This is a genomic window from Buttiauxella agrestis (assembly GCF_900446255.1).
Lineage (GTDB): Bacteria > Pseudomonadota > Gammaproteobacteria > Enterobacterales > Enterobacteriaceae > Buttiauxella > Buttiauxella agrestis.
In genome coordinates this window covers 14,126-26,898 of record NZ_UIGI01000001.1, presented here as the reverse complement: position 1 = coordinate 26,898, position 12,773 = coordinate 14,126, and the positions used below count along the sequence as shown (strand labels likewise).

At 51.4% G+C, this 12,773-nt stretch carries 11 protein-coding genes; 4 read left to right on the top strand and 7 right to left on the bottom strand.

Translation table 11 applies throughout. The features are described 5' to 3' along the window. Positions 1–90: 90 nt before the first annotated feature. Complete coding sequence (dsdC, locus tag DY231_RS00120) at positions 91–1,014, bottom strand: DNA-binding transcriptional regulator DsdC (RefSeq protein WP_115626835.1); 924 nt, start codon at positions 1,012–1,014, stop codon at positions 91–93. Between the two features lie 226 nt (positions 1,015–1,240). Between dsdC and dsdX the strand changes: the two genes are divergently transcribed. Together dsdX and dsdA are read left to right on the top strand one after the other, a co-directional pair. Continuing rightward, on the top strand, positions 1,241–2,578 hold the full coding sequence (gene dsdX / locus DY231_RS00115; RefSeq protein ID WP_115626834.1) for a D-serine transporter DsdX: 1,338 nt from the start codon (positions 1,241–1,243) through the stop codon (positions 2,576–2,578). An 18-nt stretch (positions 2,579–2,596) separates the two neighbouring features. Continuing rightward, positions 2,597–3,925 (top strand): D-serine ammonia-lyase, encoded by a 1,329-nt coding sequence (gene dsdA, locus DY231_RS00110; protein WP_115626833.1) that lies wholly within the window; start codon positions 2,597–2,599, stop codon positions 3,923–3,925. A 92-nt stretch (positions 3,926–4,017) separates the two neighbouring features. On the opposite strand, the gene DY231_RS00105 is transcribed toward dsdA, so the two are convergent. Together DY231_RS00105 and DY231_RS00100 are read right to left on the bottom strand one after the other, a co-directional pair. After that, the gene (locus DY231_RS00105; RefSeq protein ID WP_115626832.1) at positions 4,018–5,340 is read right to left on the bottom strand and encodes a 6-phospho-alpha-glucosidase; all 1,323 of its coding nucleotides are present in this window, start codon (positions 5,338–5,340) and stop codon (positions 4,018–4,020) included. Beyond that, entirely contained in the window at positions 5,337–6,959 is a 1,623-nt protein-coding gene (locus tag DY231_RS00100) for an alpha-glucoside-specific PTS transporter subunit IIBC (protein WP_034499750.1), read from the bottom strand. Before DY231_RS00100 ends, DY231_RS00105 begins: the two co-directional genes overlap by 4 nt. 308 nt (positions 6,960–7,267) lie before the next feature. Between DY231_RS00100 and DY231_RS00095 the strand changes: the two genes are divergently transcribed. Continuing rightward, on the top strand, positions 7,268–7,975 hold the full coding sequence (locus tag DY231_RS00095) for a GntR family transcriptional regulator (RefSeq protein ID WP_115626831.1): 708 nt from the start codon (positions 7,268–7,270) through the stop codon (positions 7,973–7,975). Between the two features lie 19 nt (positions 7,976–7,994). Here DY231_RS00095 and DY231_RS00090 read toward each other — a convergent pair whose 3' ends face one another. The 3 genes from DY231_RS00090 to ibpA form a co-directional block, all read right to left on the bottom strand. Then, complete coding sequence (locus DY231_RS00090; protein WP_115626830.1) at positions 7,995–9,650, bottom strand: putative transporter; 1,656 nt, start codon at positions 9,648–9,650, stop codon at positions 7,995–7,997. Between the two features lie 125 nt (positions 9,651–9,775). Beyond that, complete coding sequence (gene ibpB, locus DY231_RS00085; protein WP_034499757.1) at positions 9,776–10,204, bottom strand: small heat shock chaperone IbpB; 429 nt, start codon at positions 10,202–10,204, stop codon at positions 9,776–9,778. Between the two features lie 228 nt (positions 10,205–10,432). Beyond that, the gene (ibpA, locus tag DY231_RS00080) at positions 10,433–10,846 is read right to left on the bottom strand and encodes a small heat shock chaperone IbpA (protein WP_034499759.1); all 414 of its coding nucleotides are present in this window, start codon (positions 10,844–10,846) and stop codon (positions 10,433–10,435) included. A gap of 321 nt (positions 10,847–11,167) precedes the next feature. On the opposite strand from ibpA, the gene DY231_RS00075 reads away from it, so the two are divergent. After that, positions 11,168–11,485, top strand: a complete 318-nt coding sequence (locus tag DY231_RS00075; RefSeq protein ID WP_370511341.1) for a YceK/YidQ family lipoprotein — start codon at positions 11,168–11,170, stop codon at positions 11,483–11,485. Here DY231_RS00075 and DY231_RS00070 read toward each other — a convergent pair whose 3' ends face one another. Then, the gene (locus DY231_RS00070) at positions 11,486–12,754 is read right to left on the bottom strand and encodes a YidR family protein (protein WP_115626829.1); all 1,269 of its coding nucleotides are present in this window, start codon (positions 12,752–12,754) and stop codon (positions 11,486–11,488) included. It lies immediately after the preceding gene. Between the last annotated feature and the right edge of the window lie 19 nt (positions 12,755–12,773).

The following is a 12,773-nucleotide window of genomic DNA, read 5'->3' as shown; positions in this document are numbered from 1 at the left end:
CATCCTTAACATGTGACGCTCCTGATGAATTATTTATGCATTTAATTTGCATAAAAATACATAATTTGACGAGGCGCGGCAACAACAAAATCAAACTTGTGACTGCATCCACTGAATAAACGCTTCAATTTTAGGCCACTGCCGCCCAGGAAGTGTGGTGGCGTAGTAATGCTGATGGCATTTCAGGGTCATGTCTCCAAATGGGGCCACCAACTCGCCCTTGTCGATACGTTTTTGCACCAGTCTTTTCCGTCCCATTGCCACGCCCACCTGGTTCACAGCGGCGATCACCGCTAAGTCTGAGCGGTCAAAACCAATGCCAGAAGAAGGCGGTAAATCAACGGAGAAATGTTGCGCCCAACTGTGCCATTCGTCAGTGCCGGAGTCGTTACTCCATGCCTGGCGGTCATGTAACAACGTGCAATTTCGCAGGTGCGCAGGCTTATTGTGCAATTCAAAACGTTGTGCATATTCCGGGCTGCACACGGGCAAAATGGCTTCATCCATCAGGAAATGGTGGGATAACTGCGAAGAGGGTGCATCGTCAAAATAGAGTGCGAGGTCAACACCAGCGCGCTGCAAATTCACGTTGTCGTTGCCGGTCAGAATGGTCAGGGAAATCGAAGGATAGCGCCGGGTAAAATCCCCCAGCAGCGGAACCAGCCAGCACTGAGCAATGGAAGGGCGCGAATAAATCGTCAGCAGGCCCGAAAGCTCCTGGTTTTTTATATCCAGAATCTCCTGGTTTAGCGTATCGAGCGATGATTTCAATGCCCAGAAAACACGTTTCCCTTCATGAGTCAGTTCAACTTTGCGGTGTGAACGCACAAATAATTGAATCCCTAACTCCTGCTCAAGCTGGTTTATACGGTGACTGACCGCACTGGAACTTAACGAAAGTTCTTCTGCCGCCAGTGCGAATGACTGGTGCCGGGCAGCCACTTCAAAAGTATAGAGTTTTGATAGCTGCCAGCCGTTAAGCAGGCGGTTTCTGACTTCACGTAACGGATCCATAGTGCTTTCCTGAGAGATAAATCATGGCGGCATTGTAAAATATGCTCTCGAAAACTTCGTTTTAAGATGTGAAAAATCGAACCAAAATCAAATTACCCCCCCTATTTTCGACCTGAATCACTCTTTTGCCTCAATTCAGCTCATGTGAAATGCCATTTATATCGTTTGTCAGCCTGGCGCAATTTTTATCCAATAGCGGCAGATAAATCGCAGAACGAGGTGAGGTATGGAATCTCAGATTTGGGTTGTGGGCACGCTACTGAGTAGCATCATTTTAATTGTTTTAACCATCGTCAAACTGAAGTTTCACCCTTTCCTCGCTTTGCTGCTGGCAAGTTTCTTTGTCGGCACCATGATGGGCATGAGCCCGCTGGATATGGTGAATGCTATTGAAAGCGGCATCGGCAGCACTCTCGGGTTCCTCGCGGCAGTGATTGGCCTGGGTACGATTCTGGGCAAAATGATGGAAGTGTCAGGCGGTGCGGAACGCATTGGCCTCGCGCTCCAGCGCTGCCGATGGTTATCTGCTGACGTCATAATGGTTTTGGTCGGTCTGATTTGCGGCATTACGTTATTTGTAGAAGTGGGCGTGGTGTTGCTGATTCCACTGGCGTTTTCAATCGCCAAAAAGACCAACACCTCTTTGCTGAAACTGGCTATTCCATTGTGCACAGCGTTAATGGCAGTGCATTGCGTGGTTCCACCACATCCGGCAGCTATGTTTGTCACCAACAAATTGGGCGCGGATGTCGGCACGGTGATTTTGTACGGTTTGCTGGTCGGTTTAACCGCATCGCTAGTCGGCGGGCCGCTGTTCCTGAAAGTGATTGGCAATCGCCTGCCGTTTAAAGCGGTGCCCGCTGAATTTTCCGATCTGAAAGTACGTAACGAAGAAACACTCCCTTCATTAGGCGCAACGCTGTTTACGATATTGCTGCCGATTGGCCTGATGCTGGTGAAAACCATCGCCGAGCTGAATATGGCGAAAAGCGGTACGTTGTATACGCTGCTGGAGTTTATCGGCAACCCGATTACCGCCATGTTTATTGCCGTGTTTGTCGCCTATTACGTGCTGGGGCTCCGCCAGCATATCGGGATGAACAAACTCCTGACGCATACCGAAAATGGCTTTGCTTCTATCGCCAATATTTTGCTGATTATCGGTGCGGGTGGTGCGTTTAACGCGATTCTGAAAACCAGTGGCCTGGCAGATTCGCTGGCGGTATTGCTGTCGAATTTGCATATGCACCCGATTTTGCTGGCCTGGTTGGTCGCCCTAATTCTGCATGCGGCTGTCGGCTCGGCAACGGTCGCCATGATGGGAGCTACCGCGATTGTCGCCCCGATGCTGCCGCTCTATCCCAACGTCAGCCCGGAAATTATCACCATTGCTATCGGTGCCGGCGCGATTGGTTGCACCATCGTCACTGATTCACTGTTCTGGCTGGTGAAACAGTATTGCGGCGCGACACTCAACGAAACATTCAAATACTATACAACGGCGACTTTTATCGCCTCTGTGTTGGCACTGGGTGCAACGTTCCTGCTTTCCTTTATCATTTAAGCGCAAAGAGATTGTCTTATGAAAAACGCTGAAATAAACACATTGATTCAACAGTTCCCACTGGTTCGCGATTTGGTTGCGCTGCAAGAAACACGCTGGTTTAACCCGCAAACCACCACACTTGCCGAAGGCTTGCCGTACGTCGGCCTGACGGCAGAAGATGTGCAGGATGCGCATGCCCGTCTGACGCGTTTCGCACCTTATCTGGCGCAGGCGTTTCCAGAAACAGCCGCCACCAACGGGATTATTGAATCAGAATTAGTGGCGATTCCGGCGATGCAAAAACGCCTGGAGAAAGAGTTTAAGCAGGTGATTGGCGGCCAGATGTGGCTCAAAAAAGACAGTCATCTGCCGATTTCAGGTTCGATCAAAGCGCGTGGCGGGATTTATGAAGTTCTGACTCACGCCGAAAAACTGGCGATTGAAGCTGGGTTGCTGACCACCGAAGACGATTACAGCAAGCTGTTGACGGCTGAATTTAAAGAATTTTTCAGCAAATACAGCATTGCCGTGGGTTCAACGGGCAACCTGGGTTTATCCATCGGCATCATGAGCGCGCGCATTGGTTTTAACGTCACCGTGCATATGTCTGCCGACGCCCGCGCCTGGAAGAAAGCCAAACTACGCAGCCACGGCGTGACGGTTGTGGAGTACGAAGAAGATTACGGTGTCGCCGTTGAACAAGGTCGTAAAGCCGCTGAATCCGACCCGAATTGTTTCTTTATCGACGACGAAAACTCGCGCACATTATTCCTCGGCTATTCGGTTGCCGGGCAGCGCCTGAAAGACCAGTTCGCGCAGCTCGGACGCATTGTGGATGAACAGCATCCGCTGTTTGTTTATCTGCCGTGCGGCGTAGGCGGCGGCCCTGGCGGCGTAGCGTTTGGCCTGAAAATGGCGTTCGGCGATAGCGTTCGCTGCATTTTCGCCGAGCCGACTCACTCGCCATGCATGCTGCTGGGCGTTTACACCGGCCTGCATGACACAATTTCCGTGCAGGATTTAGGCATTGATAATGTTACTGCCGCAGATGGCCTGGCGGTTGGGCGCGCATCCGGGTTTGTCGGGCGTGCGATGCAACGCTTGCTCGACGGTTTCTATACTCTTGAAGATCAGACCATGTACCGGCTGCTCGGCTGGCTTGCGCAAGAAGAAAGTATTCGCCTTGAGCCTTCAGCATTAGCAGGAATGCCTGGCCCGCTGCACATCAGTGCGGATACGGCTTACCATCAGATACACGGTTTCACGGCTGAACAATTGCAAAACGCCACGCATATCGTTTGGGCGACGGGCGGCGGCATGGTGCCAGAAGCAGAGATGGCGCAGTATCTGGCGAAAGCGAAGTAATCCGTTTACGGCAAAGTTGTCGGATGTCGCTAACGCTAATCCGACCTACGAAAAAATCTGGAGTAAGGGGGACCCCTTACTCCAGTCCACCGTTACTTCAGTTCAGGCCAGTACTCTTTGTTAGCCTCAATCAAATCATCAAGAATGGCTTTGGCAACCGAGGCGCTCGGTACGGTTTTAGACAGCGTAATCGCCTGCCATAACTTCACGTAAGAGCCTTCTTCCCAGGCTTCGACCACCAGTTTTTCTACCGCCACCTGCTGGCTCATCAACCCTTTCTGGAATTGCGGAATGTTGCCGACAACCAGCGGTTCCGGCCCGCTTTGACCGACCAGACATGGAATTTCGACCATCGCTTCCGGGTCAAAGTTATTAATCGCGCCGTTGTTCGGCACAATCAAAAGCATGCGTTCCTGAGTGTTAAAGGCGATAGCCGCAGCCAGATCGACGATGTACGACGCATGTTCGTCAATCTCAAGTTCCCCAGCCGATGATTTCCCGGCCTGAATGATGGCATTACAGGAGCCAAACACATGTTTTTCGCGGTGATCCATCACTTCGTTGGCGCGAGTGTGTTCCGGGTTGGAGTGCTCAACGACATAATCCGGGAACAGGTAGTATTTCAGGTAAGTATTCGGGAAGGTGCCCGGGTCCAAAGCCCATACGTCTTTTGCTTTAGAGAATGTGTCGTTCCAGCTGGCTTCGGTGCCATGTTCATCTGATGGCGGAACATAACCAAATTTAGCGACGTGTTCGCGGATCTTAGGCATTAAATCATTGCCATTCTTATCCTCGATTGATGTCCACCAGCCAAAGTGGTTAAGACCATAATAGCGTACGCGCATCTCTTTGCGATCTTTCAGGCCAGCGATTTGCGCCATACGGCTTTCAATGCCGATTGGCATATCGCAAATGTTGAGAATCTTCGCGTTCGGACGCAGTTTACGCGTGGCTTCAGCCACGATCGCTGCCGGGTTGGAATAGTTAAGCATCCAGGCGTTTGGCGAATATTTTTCCATGAAATCAACCAGCTCTAATACTCCACCGATGGAGCGCATGCCGTAGGCAATCCCGCCTGGCCCACAGGTTTCCTGACCCAGTACACCGTGGCGCAGTGGGATTTTCTCGTCTTTTTCACGCATTGGGTATTTGCCAACACGGATGTGCGCCATCACGAAATCCACATCGGTAAAGGCTTCTTTCGGGTCGGTGGTATAGCTGAACTCGATTTCAGGAGCCTGCTCTTTGAGGATAACTTTGCACGCTTCTGCAATCGTTTCCTGGCGTGCACCATCGTTGTCATAGAACTTCAGGGCGCGCAGCGGGAAGCGGTGCTGGTTTGCCAGTAACATCAATACGATACCAGGAGTGAATGTGCTGCCGCCACCGGCTACAACTACAGAGAATTTTTTCATGATACTGCCTCCGTCATGGATTTAAGTTCGGTCAAAGAAGTGTCTTTCATCAGGGTTTCAAGTTGGTCTCGGACCTGCGGGACATGCAGGCCCACAATCACCTGAATACCGTTGCCGCGTCGCACCACACCGTGGGCGCCCAGCGCTTTGAAAATGTCGTCGCTTTGCGTCTGCGCCATATCCGCAAGGGTGATGCGTAAGCGAGTCGCACAGTTATTGACGCTAAGAATGTTGCCAGTACCGCCCAGCGCTTCGAGGATGCCAGCAGCCTGGCCTTGTTTGGTTTCTTTGGTTGCCGCAGCCGTTGTCTGACTGCGGGACGCCTGGTAATCCGCTTTGCTGTACAGCTTGATCTCACTCTCTTCACGGCCTGGCGTTTTCAGGTTGAAGCGCAAGATTAGAGTGCGGAACACCACAAAGTAGATGCCGGTGAAGGCCAGACCGATACCAATCTGGATAAACATCATCGACGCGTGGTTGTGGAACATCGGTATCCAGTTTTGCGGCAGGAACTGGTCGAGAAGCCCGCCGCCCATGTTGCCCACCACGCCACACATGTACATCACGGTCGCCATCGTTGCGGCGAGGAATGCATGGACGGCAAATAAAACCGGCGAGATAAACAGGAAGGTAAATTCAAGCGGTTCGGTAATGCCCACCAGCATCGCGGTGAGTGTTGCGGGTATCAGCAAGCCTGCGACTTTCACGCGGTTTTCAGGAGCCGAAGTGGCGTACAGAGCAAGCGCAATCCCGAGGCAACCAAATATCTTCGAGTTACCGTGCAGCGCAAATCCGCCTTCCGGGAACAGGGTTTTCAGCGGCAGCGTGCTTTGGCTGAACTCCTGTAAATGCTGCGCCCAGTAAACCTGAATGCCCCCTTCCACGACCGCCGGGCCAAAGATAAACGGACCGTAGATAAAGTGATGCAGGCCGGTTGGAATCAGAATGCGTTCCAGGAACGTATACACCCAGACGCCAAGCGAACCGGCGCTGCGCAAAAATTCCTGTAGGGATTCAATGCCCATTTGCACTTTTGGCCAACCAAACAGGGTAAACCAGGCGCAAGGGATCATGGCGAAGAAAGCGACAATCACGACAAATGAACTGCCCTGGAAGATGCCGAGAAAAACAGGGAGTTGTTTTTCGAAATAGCGGTTGTGAATCGCCGTGACAAACCCTGAGATAACAATCGCACCGATGATGCTGGTATCAAGCGTTTTGATCCCGGCAATCATGGTTAGCCCCGATCCCGCCACCGGATCGGCGTTGAAATCGACGCCGAAGTAATGGCCCCAGGTCATCCCCATAGCGTTAATGAAGTAATTCCAGGTCATAAAGCTCACCAGCACCGCTAAGCAAGCACGGCCCTGCGCTTGCTTAGCGAGGCCAATCGGTAAGCCGACGGCAAAAATCAGCGGCATATTACGAAATACCGTCCAGCCACCTTCTTCAATAATGTGGACTATCTGCGCAAATAAGTTATCGGGGGCGGTGAGCGCTTCGCCGACGAACATCGGATTGCGCAGCATGATGGCGATACCAACGACAATCCCGGCGAACGGAAACAGCAAAACTGGGGTAAACATTGCGCCACCAAAACGTTGTATTTGACTGAGCATTTTTAAATCCTCACGTAACAACCTGTAGGGTAAATGGCCTTATTTTTTAACGCTGGTTTTAACGCTGGCCTGAGACTGAGAGTAGGGAGACGCAGGTGACTTATCGTTGCCCGTCGCACCGATTCGTGATCGCTTTCATAGTTTTTATTTGGGGTAAGTTGTCTACTTTTTGATTAATAACTAGACACTGTGATTTTTACTTTCTAATTCATTAGGTGAATGTGAAATTAAAATCATTAAAATCAGATAATTGTTTAATGGAACGAGGGTTTATTAAGCCCAGCGCGAAGCCATTAAGAGGTCTACAGGTGATCTACAAATCTATCGCTGACAGGTTACGAATCCGGCTTAATTCAGCGGATTACAATATTGGCAGCCCGCTGCCTTCTGAAAAGCGTCTGGCGAGTGAGTTCGGCGTATCACGAATGACTTTACGCAAAGCTATCGATTTGCTGGTGAGCTGGGGGTTAGTTGTGCGCCGCCACGGCAGCGGCACCTATGTGGCTAAAAAAGACGTCCACCACGAAACCAGCAACCTGACGGGTTTTATCGAGGTGATGCGCAACCAGGGCAAAGAGGTGGTAAGCAATGTGCTGGAGTTTCTGATAATGCCCGCACCGCCCGCCATCGCCAGTCAGTTGCGCATTAATATTGATGAACGGATCTATTTCTCGCGCCGGGTGCGCTCGGTAGATGGCAAACCGCTGATGGTAGAAGACAGCTATATGCCGTTGAAATTATTCCGCAATTTGTCCATCGCCCATCTGGAAGGTTCAAAATTCAGTTATATTGAGGATGAGTGCCACATTATCGTGTGCGGTAACTATGAAAGCCTGACGCCGGTATTAGCAGACAAGAAGATGGCAAAATTGCTCAATATCGATGAGCTAACTCCTATTCTGCGCATCACATCGCTGTCATATAGCGACAGCGGTGACTATGTGAATTATTCCGTGATGTTCCGGAATGCCAGCGAATATCAGGTGGATTACCACTTACGACGGGTACACCTGTAAGCGCTGGCATTCATCACCATTACATCCAGAACAGCACGGCCAGAAGCTGCGGCGTGATGATGCGCAGGAACATCACCAACGGATAAACCGTGGCGTAAGAAAGTGCTGCGGCACCACTGGTCGCGTGCAAACCGTTTGCGAAGGCCAGTGCGGGCGGATCGGTCATCGAACCAGCCAGCATGCCGCACAGCGTCAGGTAATTCATTTTGGCGAGGAGCCGGGCAACCAACGCCGTGACCAGTAGCGGAATGCCGGTAATCAGAATGCCGTAGCCAATCCAGCTCACACCGTCACCATGTAGCAAAGTGCCGATAAAATCACCGCCAGATTTTAAACCGACGACCGCCAGAAATAGCACAATCCCCAATTCCCGCAGCGCCAGATTCGCACTCGGTGGCATAAACCAATACAGCTTGCCGATGCTTCCGATTCTCCCCAGGATAATTGCCATAATCAGCGGCCCGCCCGCTAACCCGAGACGCAGCGCAACCGGGAATCCCTGAATAAACAACGGGATAGATCCGAGCAGCACGCCAAGCCCAATACCGATAAACACCGGCAGCATTTGCACCTGCTGGAGTTTTTGCTGCGCGTTCCCCACCTCTGCCGCCACCGCCTCTATGGATTCCGGGCGGCCCACCAGATTGAGGATATCGCCAAATTGCAGGCTGGCATTACTGCTGGCAACCAGCTCGACGCCCGCACGATTCAGGCGTGAAATCACCACGTCATACTTTTGCTTTAAATGCAGATCGCGGATTTTCTTGCCGAGCACCTTCTCGTTCGTCACCACCACGCGCTCCACGCGCAAATCAGTGCCACGTGTAGAAAGTGAGGTATCAACCTGCTGGCCAATCACCAGCAATGCGGAGTGCAGATCTTTTTCCTGGCCGACCAGGTGCAATAAATCTCCGGTTTGAATGATGGTGCCAGGCGCCGGAACCATCAGCAATTCATCGCGTTTCAGGCGCGAGCAGATAATGGTGTCGCTATTAAGTACCGGAACATCCTGAATCGGTAATCCGTTGAGATTCGGGTTGGCGACGCAGATATTCATCGTCTGGAGTTGTGCGTGATATTGCCCTGAGCTGCTATCAAAACGCTGCGCTTCTTGATCGACATTGATGCGAAAAGCCATACGAATGAGCCACATGGTGAGCAAAATGCCGCAAATGCCGAAGGGATAGGCCATCGCGTAGCTCATCCCCATTTTATCCACCAACTCCGCAGGCGTGCCGAGATCGGTCAGAATTTGCTGACCCGCACCGAGTGCCGGAGTATTCGTTACCGCACCCGAGAAAATCCCCAGCACCACCGGTAACGGAACATCGAAAATTTTATAGATGAGTGCCGTGACCAGCGCGCCAATCACCACAATCAGCAAGGCAAAGAGATTAAGCCGCAGGCCGGAAACCCGTAATGACGAGAAGAAACCTGGCCCCACTTGAATGCCGATGGTGTAAACGAAAAGAATCAGGCCAAATTCTTGAATGAAATGAAGCATATCGCCATTCAGGTTGACTCCCGCCTGATTGATAAAATGGCCGACGATAATCCCGCCGAACAACACGCCTCCGATGCCAAACCCGACGCCGCGAATTTTGATGTTACCAATCCACAAGCCCACGACTGCGACCAATGCCAACATACTGACGGTTAACGCTATTCCACTCATTTAAGAATTCCCTGTGAATAACATTATTGTTAACAAGGATTCTGGCAGAGAGGCAGGGGAGTTAATGGGGTGCAGAGCACAAAAAAGGCCCCATAAAAGGGGGCCTCAAAAGGGGGTTACTACTATTAACTATTAAGCGCCGGACGTTCGCTGATTGCGATGCGTTTCGGTGCGACTTCTTCCGGAATTTCGCGTACCAGGTCGATGTGCAGCAGACCGTTGGTAAAGGTCGCGCCGGAAACTTTCATATATTCCGCGAGGGTGAAGCTCAGGTTAAATGGCTGAGTCACTAACCCCTGATGCAGCCAGGTGGTCTCTTTTTCAGATTTTACCGGCGTCCCTTTCACATGCAGACGCGTGCCTTCCAGCTCAATTTCGAGATCTTCCTGACGGAACCCGGCCAGCGCAAGGGTGATGCGGTAGTGGTTGTCATCGCCTTTTTCAATGTTGTAAGGCGGGAATGTCTGGCCTTCGCTGCTGGTTTGTAAGGCGTTAGCCAATTTGTCAAAACCGATCCATTGACGCAGCAGAGGTGATAAATCGTAGTTACGCATAGTTATTCTCCTTCTATGAAGCGAGTTTTACCCATCGCCCTTCAAGATTCAGGGTTGTTGGCTGCTCTCGTTCACCCGAATCACTTACTTTAGTAAGCTCATCGGGATTCATTCGATTGCCGCCTACCTGCATCATGAAGTTGCTCGGGTAAGAGCCTTCGGCTCCCTGTCGGCAAGCCTAAGTCTGGTTAAATTTTTGGTGTGGGCCGCTTAATGCGACCCGCAGAATTAATTGATTTCGATACGGCGCGGTTTCATCGCTTCCGGAATTACGCGTTCCAGGTCGATGTACAGCAGGCCGTTAACCAGGTTAGCGCCACGAATGTGGATGTTTTCAGCTAACTGGAATTTGCGTTCGAAGTTGCGTTCAGCAATCCCCTGATACAGATAAGTACGTTCTGGCTGTGGGTCTGCATGCGCGCCTTTTACCACCAGCAGGTTATCCTGGGCTGTGATTTCCAGTTCGCTTTCAGCGAAACCGGCAACAGCAATGGCAATGCGATAGTTGTTTTCATCAACCAATTCAACATTGTATGGAGGATAGCCGCCGTTGCTCTGACCCTGGTTGTTTTCCAGCAGGTTGAACAGACGGTCGAACCCGATTGCAGAACGGTAGAGCGGGGATAAGTCGAAATTACGCATAAATTAAAACTCCTGATAATCAGCGAGAATCAAACATTGCCTTCCATCATGGACAGGCTTCAGGAACCCAGTACCCTTACGGCGTACTGTCATTGGCTACATTCCTAAAATCGGTCCTTATCTACACTTTTCAAGGGTACGAAAGGAAATTTTTTGCGACATTGGCTGTCAGTACATAGACTCCTAATGGAGTAAACAAGATTAATCTGCGATAGCCGCCACAGAGTGGCAACCGCACAGTTTTTATTCTCTGCATGGGTGATATAACCCAATGCAGCCAGGCCGGAAATGGCCCTTATTAACGAAAAATTAACAGTGATGATGAATAGCTATCTTCCAACAATAATTCTGGGCAGCGGGCTTCTGACAGTCAGTGGATGTTCAAGTGTTATGACTCACACAGGTGGGCAAGAGGGAACCTATCCCGGCACTCGCGCAAGCTACGAAATGCTGACTGACAGTGAAACGAGCTGGGGATACAAACCATTTGTCGCGCTTGATATGCCGTTTACCGCAGTGGCGGATACCGTGTTGTTACCGTGGGATCTGTTCCGCGAAGATAAATCACTGAAATCCAGGGTTGAAGCGAGCGAGAGCAAGAACCTGGCGACAAATTCTGTGATCCCGCCCGTTCAGTAATTAAAGCCCTGTTTGGGTTATAAATAGCTGGCGGAAGCCGTCAACATCTTGCATCCACGCAACCTGTTTCCCATCGGGTGAAAACACCACCGCATCCGCTGATGGCGCATTGCCATTTGGCGGCGTGAGCGGTGTGATGGCACCATTATTCACATCGCACAATACAATCCGATTGTTCTGCACAAAGCCCACTACACGCCCTGACGGGTGCCAATTAAACGCCGACTGAATGTCATCTTTACCCTGCGTAAGCTGGCGTGGCTCCCCGCCGTTGGGTGAAACCAGACACATCTGCACCACACCTGAATCGTCACGCATCAAAAATGCCAGCAAACTGCCGTCCGGGGAGCATCTCACCCAATGCCGTGGCTGCGTGGTTAAACCTGGATAGCGGTGCTGGTGAGTAAACGTGAGGCGACGTTGCTGCACACCCGCAGGTGGCGAAGGCAGCGTAGTTTGCGAGCCTTCAATCGGCTCATCACCCGCAATAAAATACGCCTCTTTGTTCTCAGGCAAATCAACGATAAACAGTTCTGGTACTTTGTCGCCGCTTGCTGAAAGCGTATCGCCGATAAACGCCAGCGCCCAGCGCTGTTGCTCTCCATCGGCTTTGCGGTAGCCGTTATTGCCGACCCAACCTTCCTCATAAGCACGGTTTATGTCATCACTGCTTGCCTGCGGCGTTGATGTCGTGCGGCTAACCAACACGCAATAATGGCTGCCGTCATATTCACGAGGATGTTGCTTCGCGGGTGTCACAGGCCCGTAAGGCAGCGCAACACCGACGTTACGCATATCTTGCGCCGCGTCGTATTTATGCATGACGTGGTCGTTATAGGTGAAGCTCAGGCGTGAACCATCATGGCTCCAGACATGAACATGACTACCGCCGCGCAGTGCGCCTTTGGTAAAGGGTGGGGTGATATCCATTGCATCGAGATTGGTTGCCATCCCGTTTTCGACCACCACGCCACGGCGGTGATGGAAATCGTACTGCCAGGTTTCGTCAGGATTTTCGGGGCCGTGGATAAAAACATAACGCTCAGGTTGCTGCGGATTTACCGTCACTACGCCAACATGCGCACCCAGTGATGCCCGGTACACAACCTGCACTTCGCCGGTATTGATATTAACGCGCTCAATGGTTTCGCTGGTAAACGACGCGCCAGACGGGCGCACATCAAACACCAGATATTGGCTATCTGGAGTCCAGGTATGGGTGTTGGTGAGTTGATGATGACGAGGTGCAAAAGTGAGTTGTTTGGTCATGGTTTTACCCTGAAGCGGT

Coding starts and splice junctions, on each gene's coding strand:
- dsdC (WP_115626835.1), bottom strand. CDS start 1,014: ATGGATCCGTTACGTGAAGTCAGAAACCGCCTGCTTAACGGCTGGCAG.
- dsdX (WP_115626834.1), top strand. CDS start 1,241: ATGGAATCTCAGATTTGGGTTGTGGGCACGCTACTGAGTAGCATCATT.
- dsdA (WP_115626833.1), top strand. CDS start 2,597: ATGAAAAACGCTGAAATAAACACATTGATTCAACAGTTCCCACTGGTT.
- DY231_RS00105 (WP_115626832.1), bottom strand. CDS start 5,340: ATGAAAAAATTCTCTGTAGTTGTAGCCGGTGGCGGCAGCACATTCACT.
- DY231_RS00100 (WP_034499750.1), bottom strand. CDS start 6,959: ATGCTCAGTCAAATACAACGTTTTGGTGGCGCAATGTTTACCCCAGTT.
- DY231_RS00090 (WP_115626830.1), bottom strand. CDS start 9,650: ATGAGTGGAATAGCGTTAACCGTCAGTATGTTGGCATTGGTCGCAGTC.
- ibpB (WP_034499757.1), bottom strand. CDS start 10,204: ATGCGTAACTACGATTTATCACCTCTGCTGCGTCAATGGATCGGTTTT.
- ibpA (WP_034499759.1), bottom strand. CDS start 10,846: ATGCGTAATTTCGACTTATCCCCGCTCTACCGTTCTGCAATCGGGTTC.
- DY231_RS00075 (WP_370511341.1), top strand. CDS start 11,168: ATGAATAGCTATCTTCCAACAATAATTCTGGGCAGCGGGCTTCTGACA.
- DY231_RS00070 (WP_115626829.1), bottom strand. CDS start 12,754: ATGACCAAACAACTCACTTTTGCACCTCGTCATCATCAACTCACCAAC.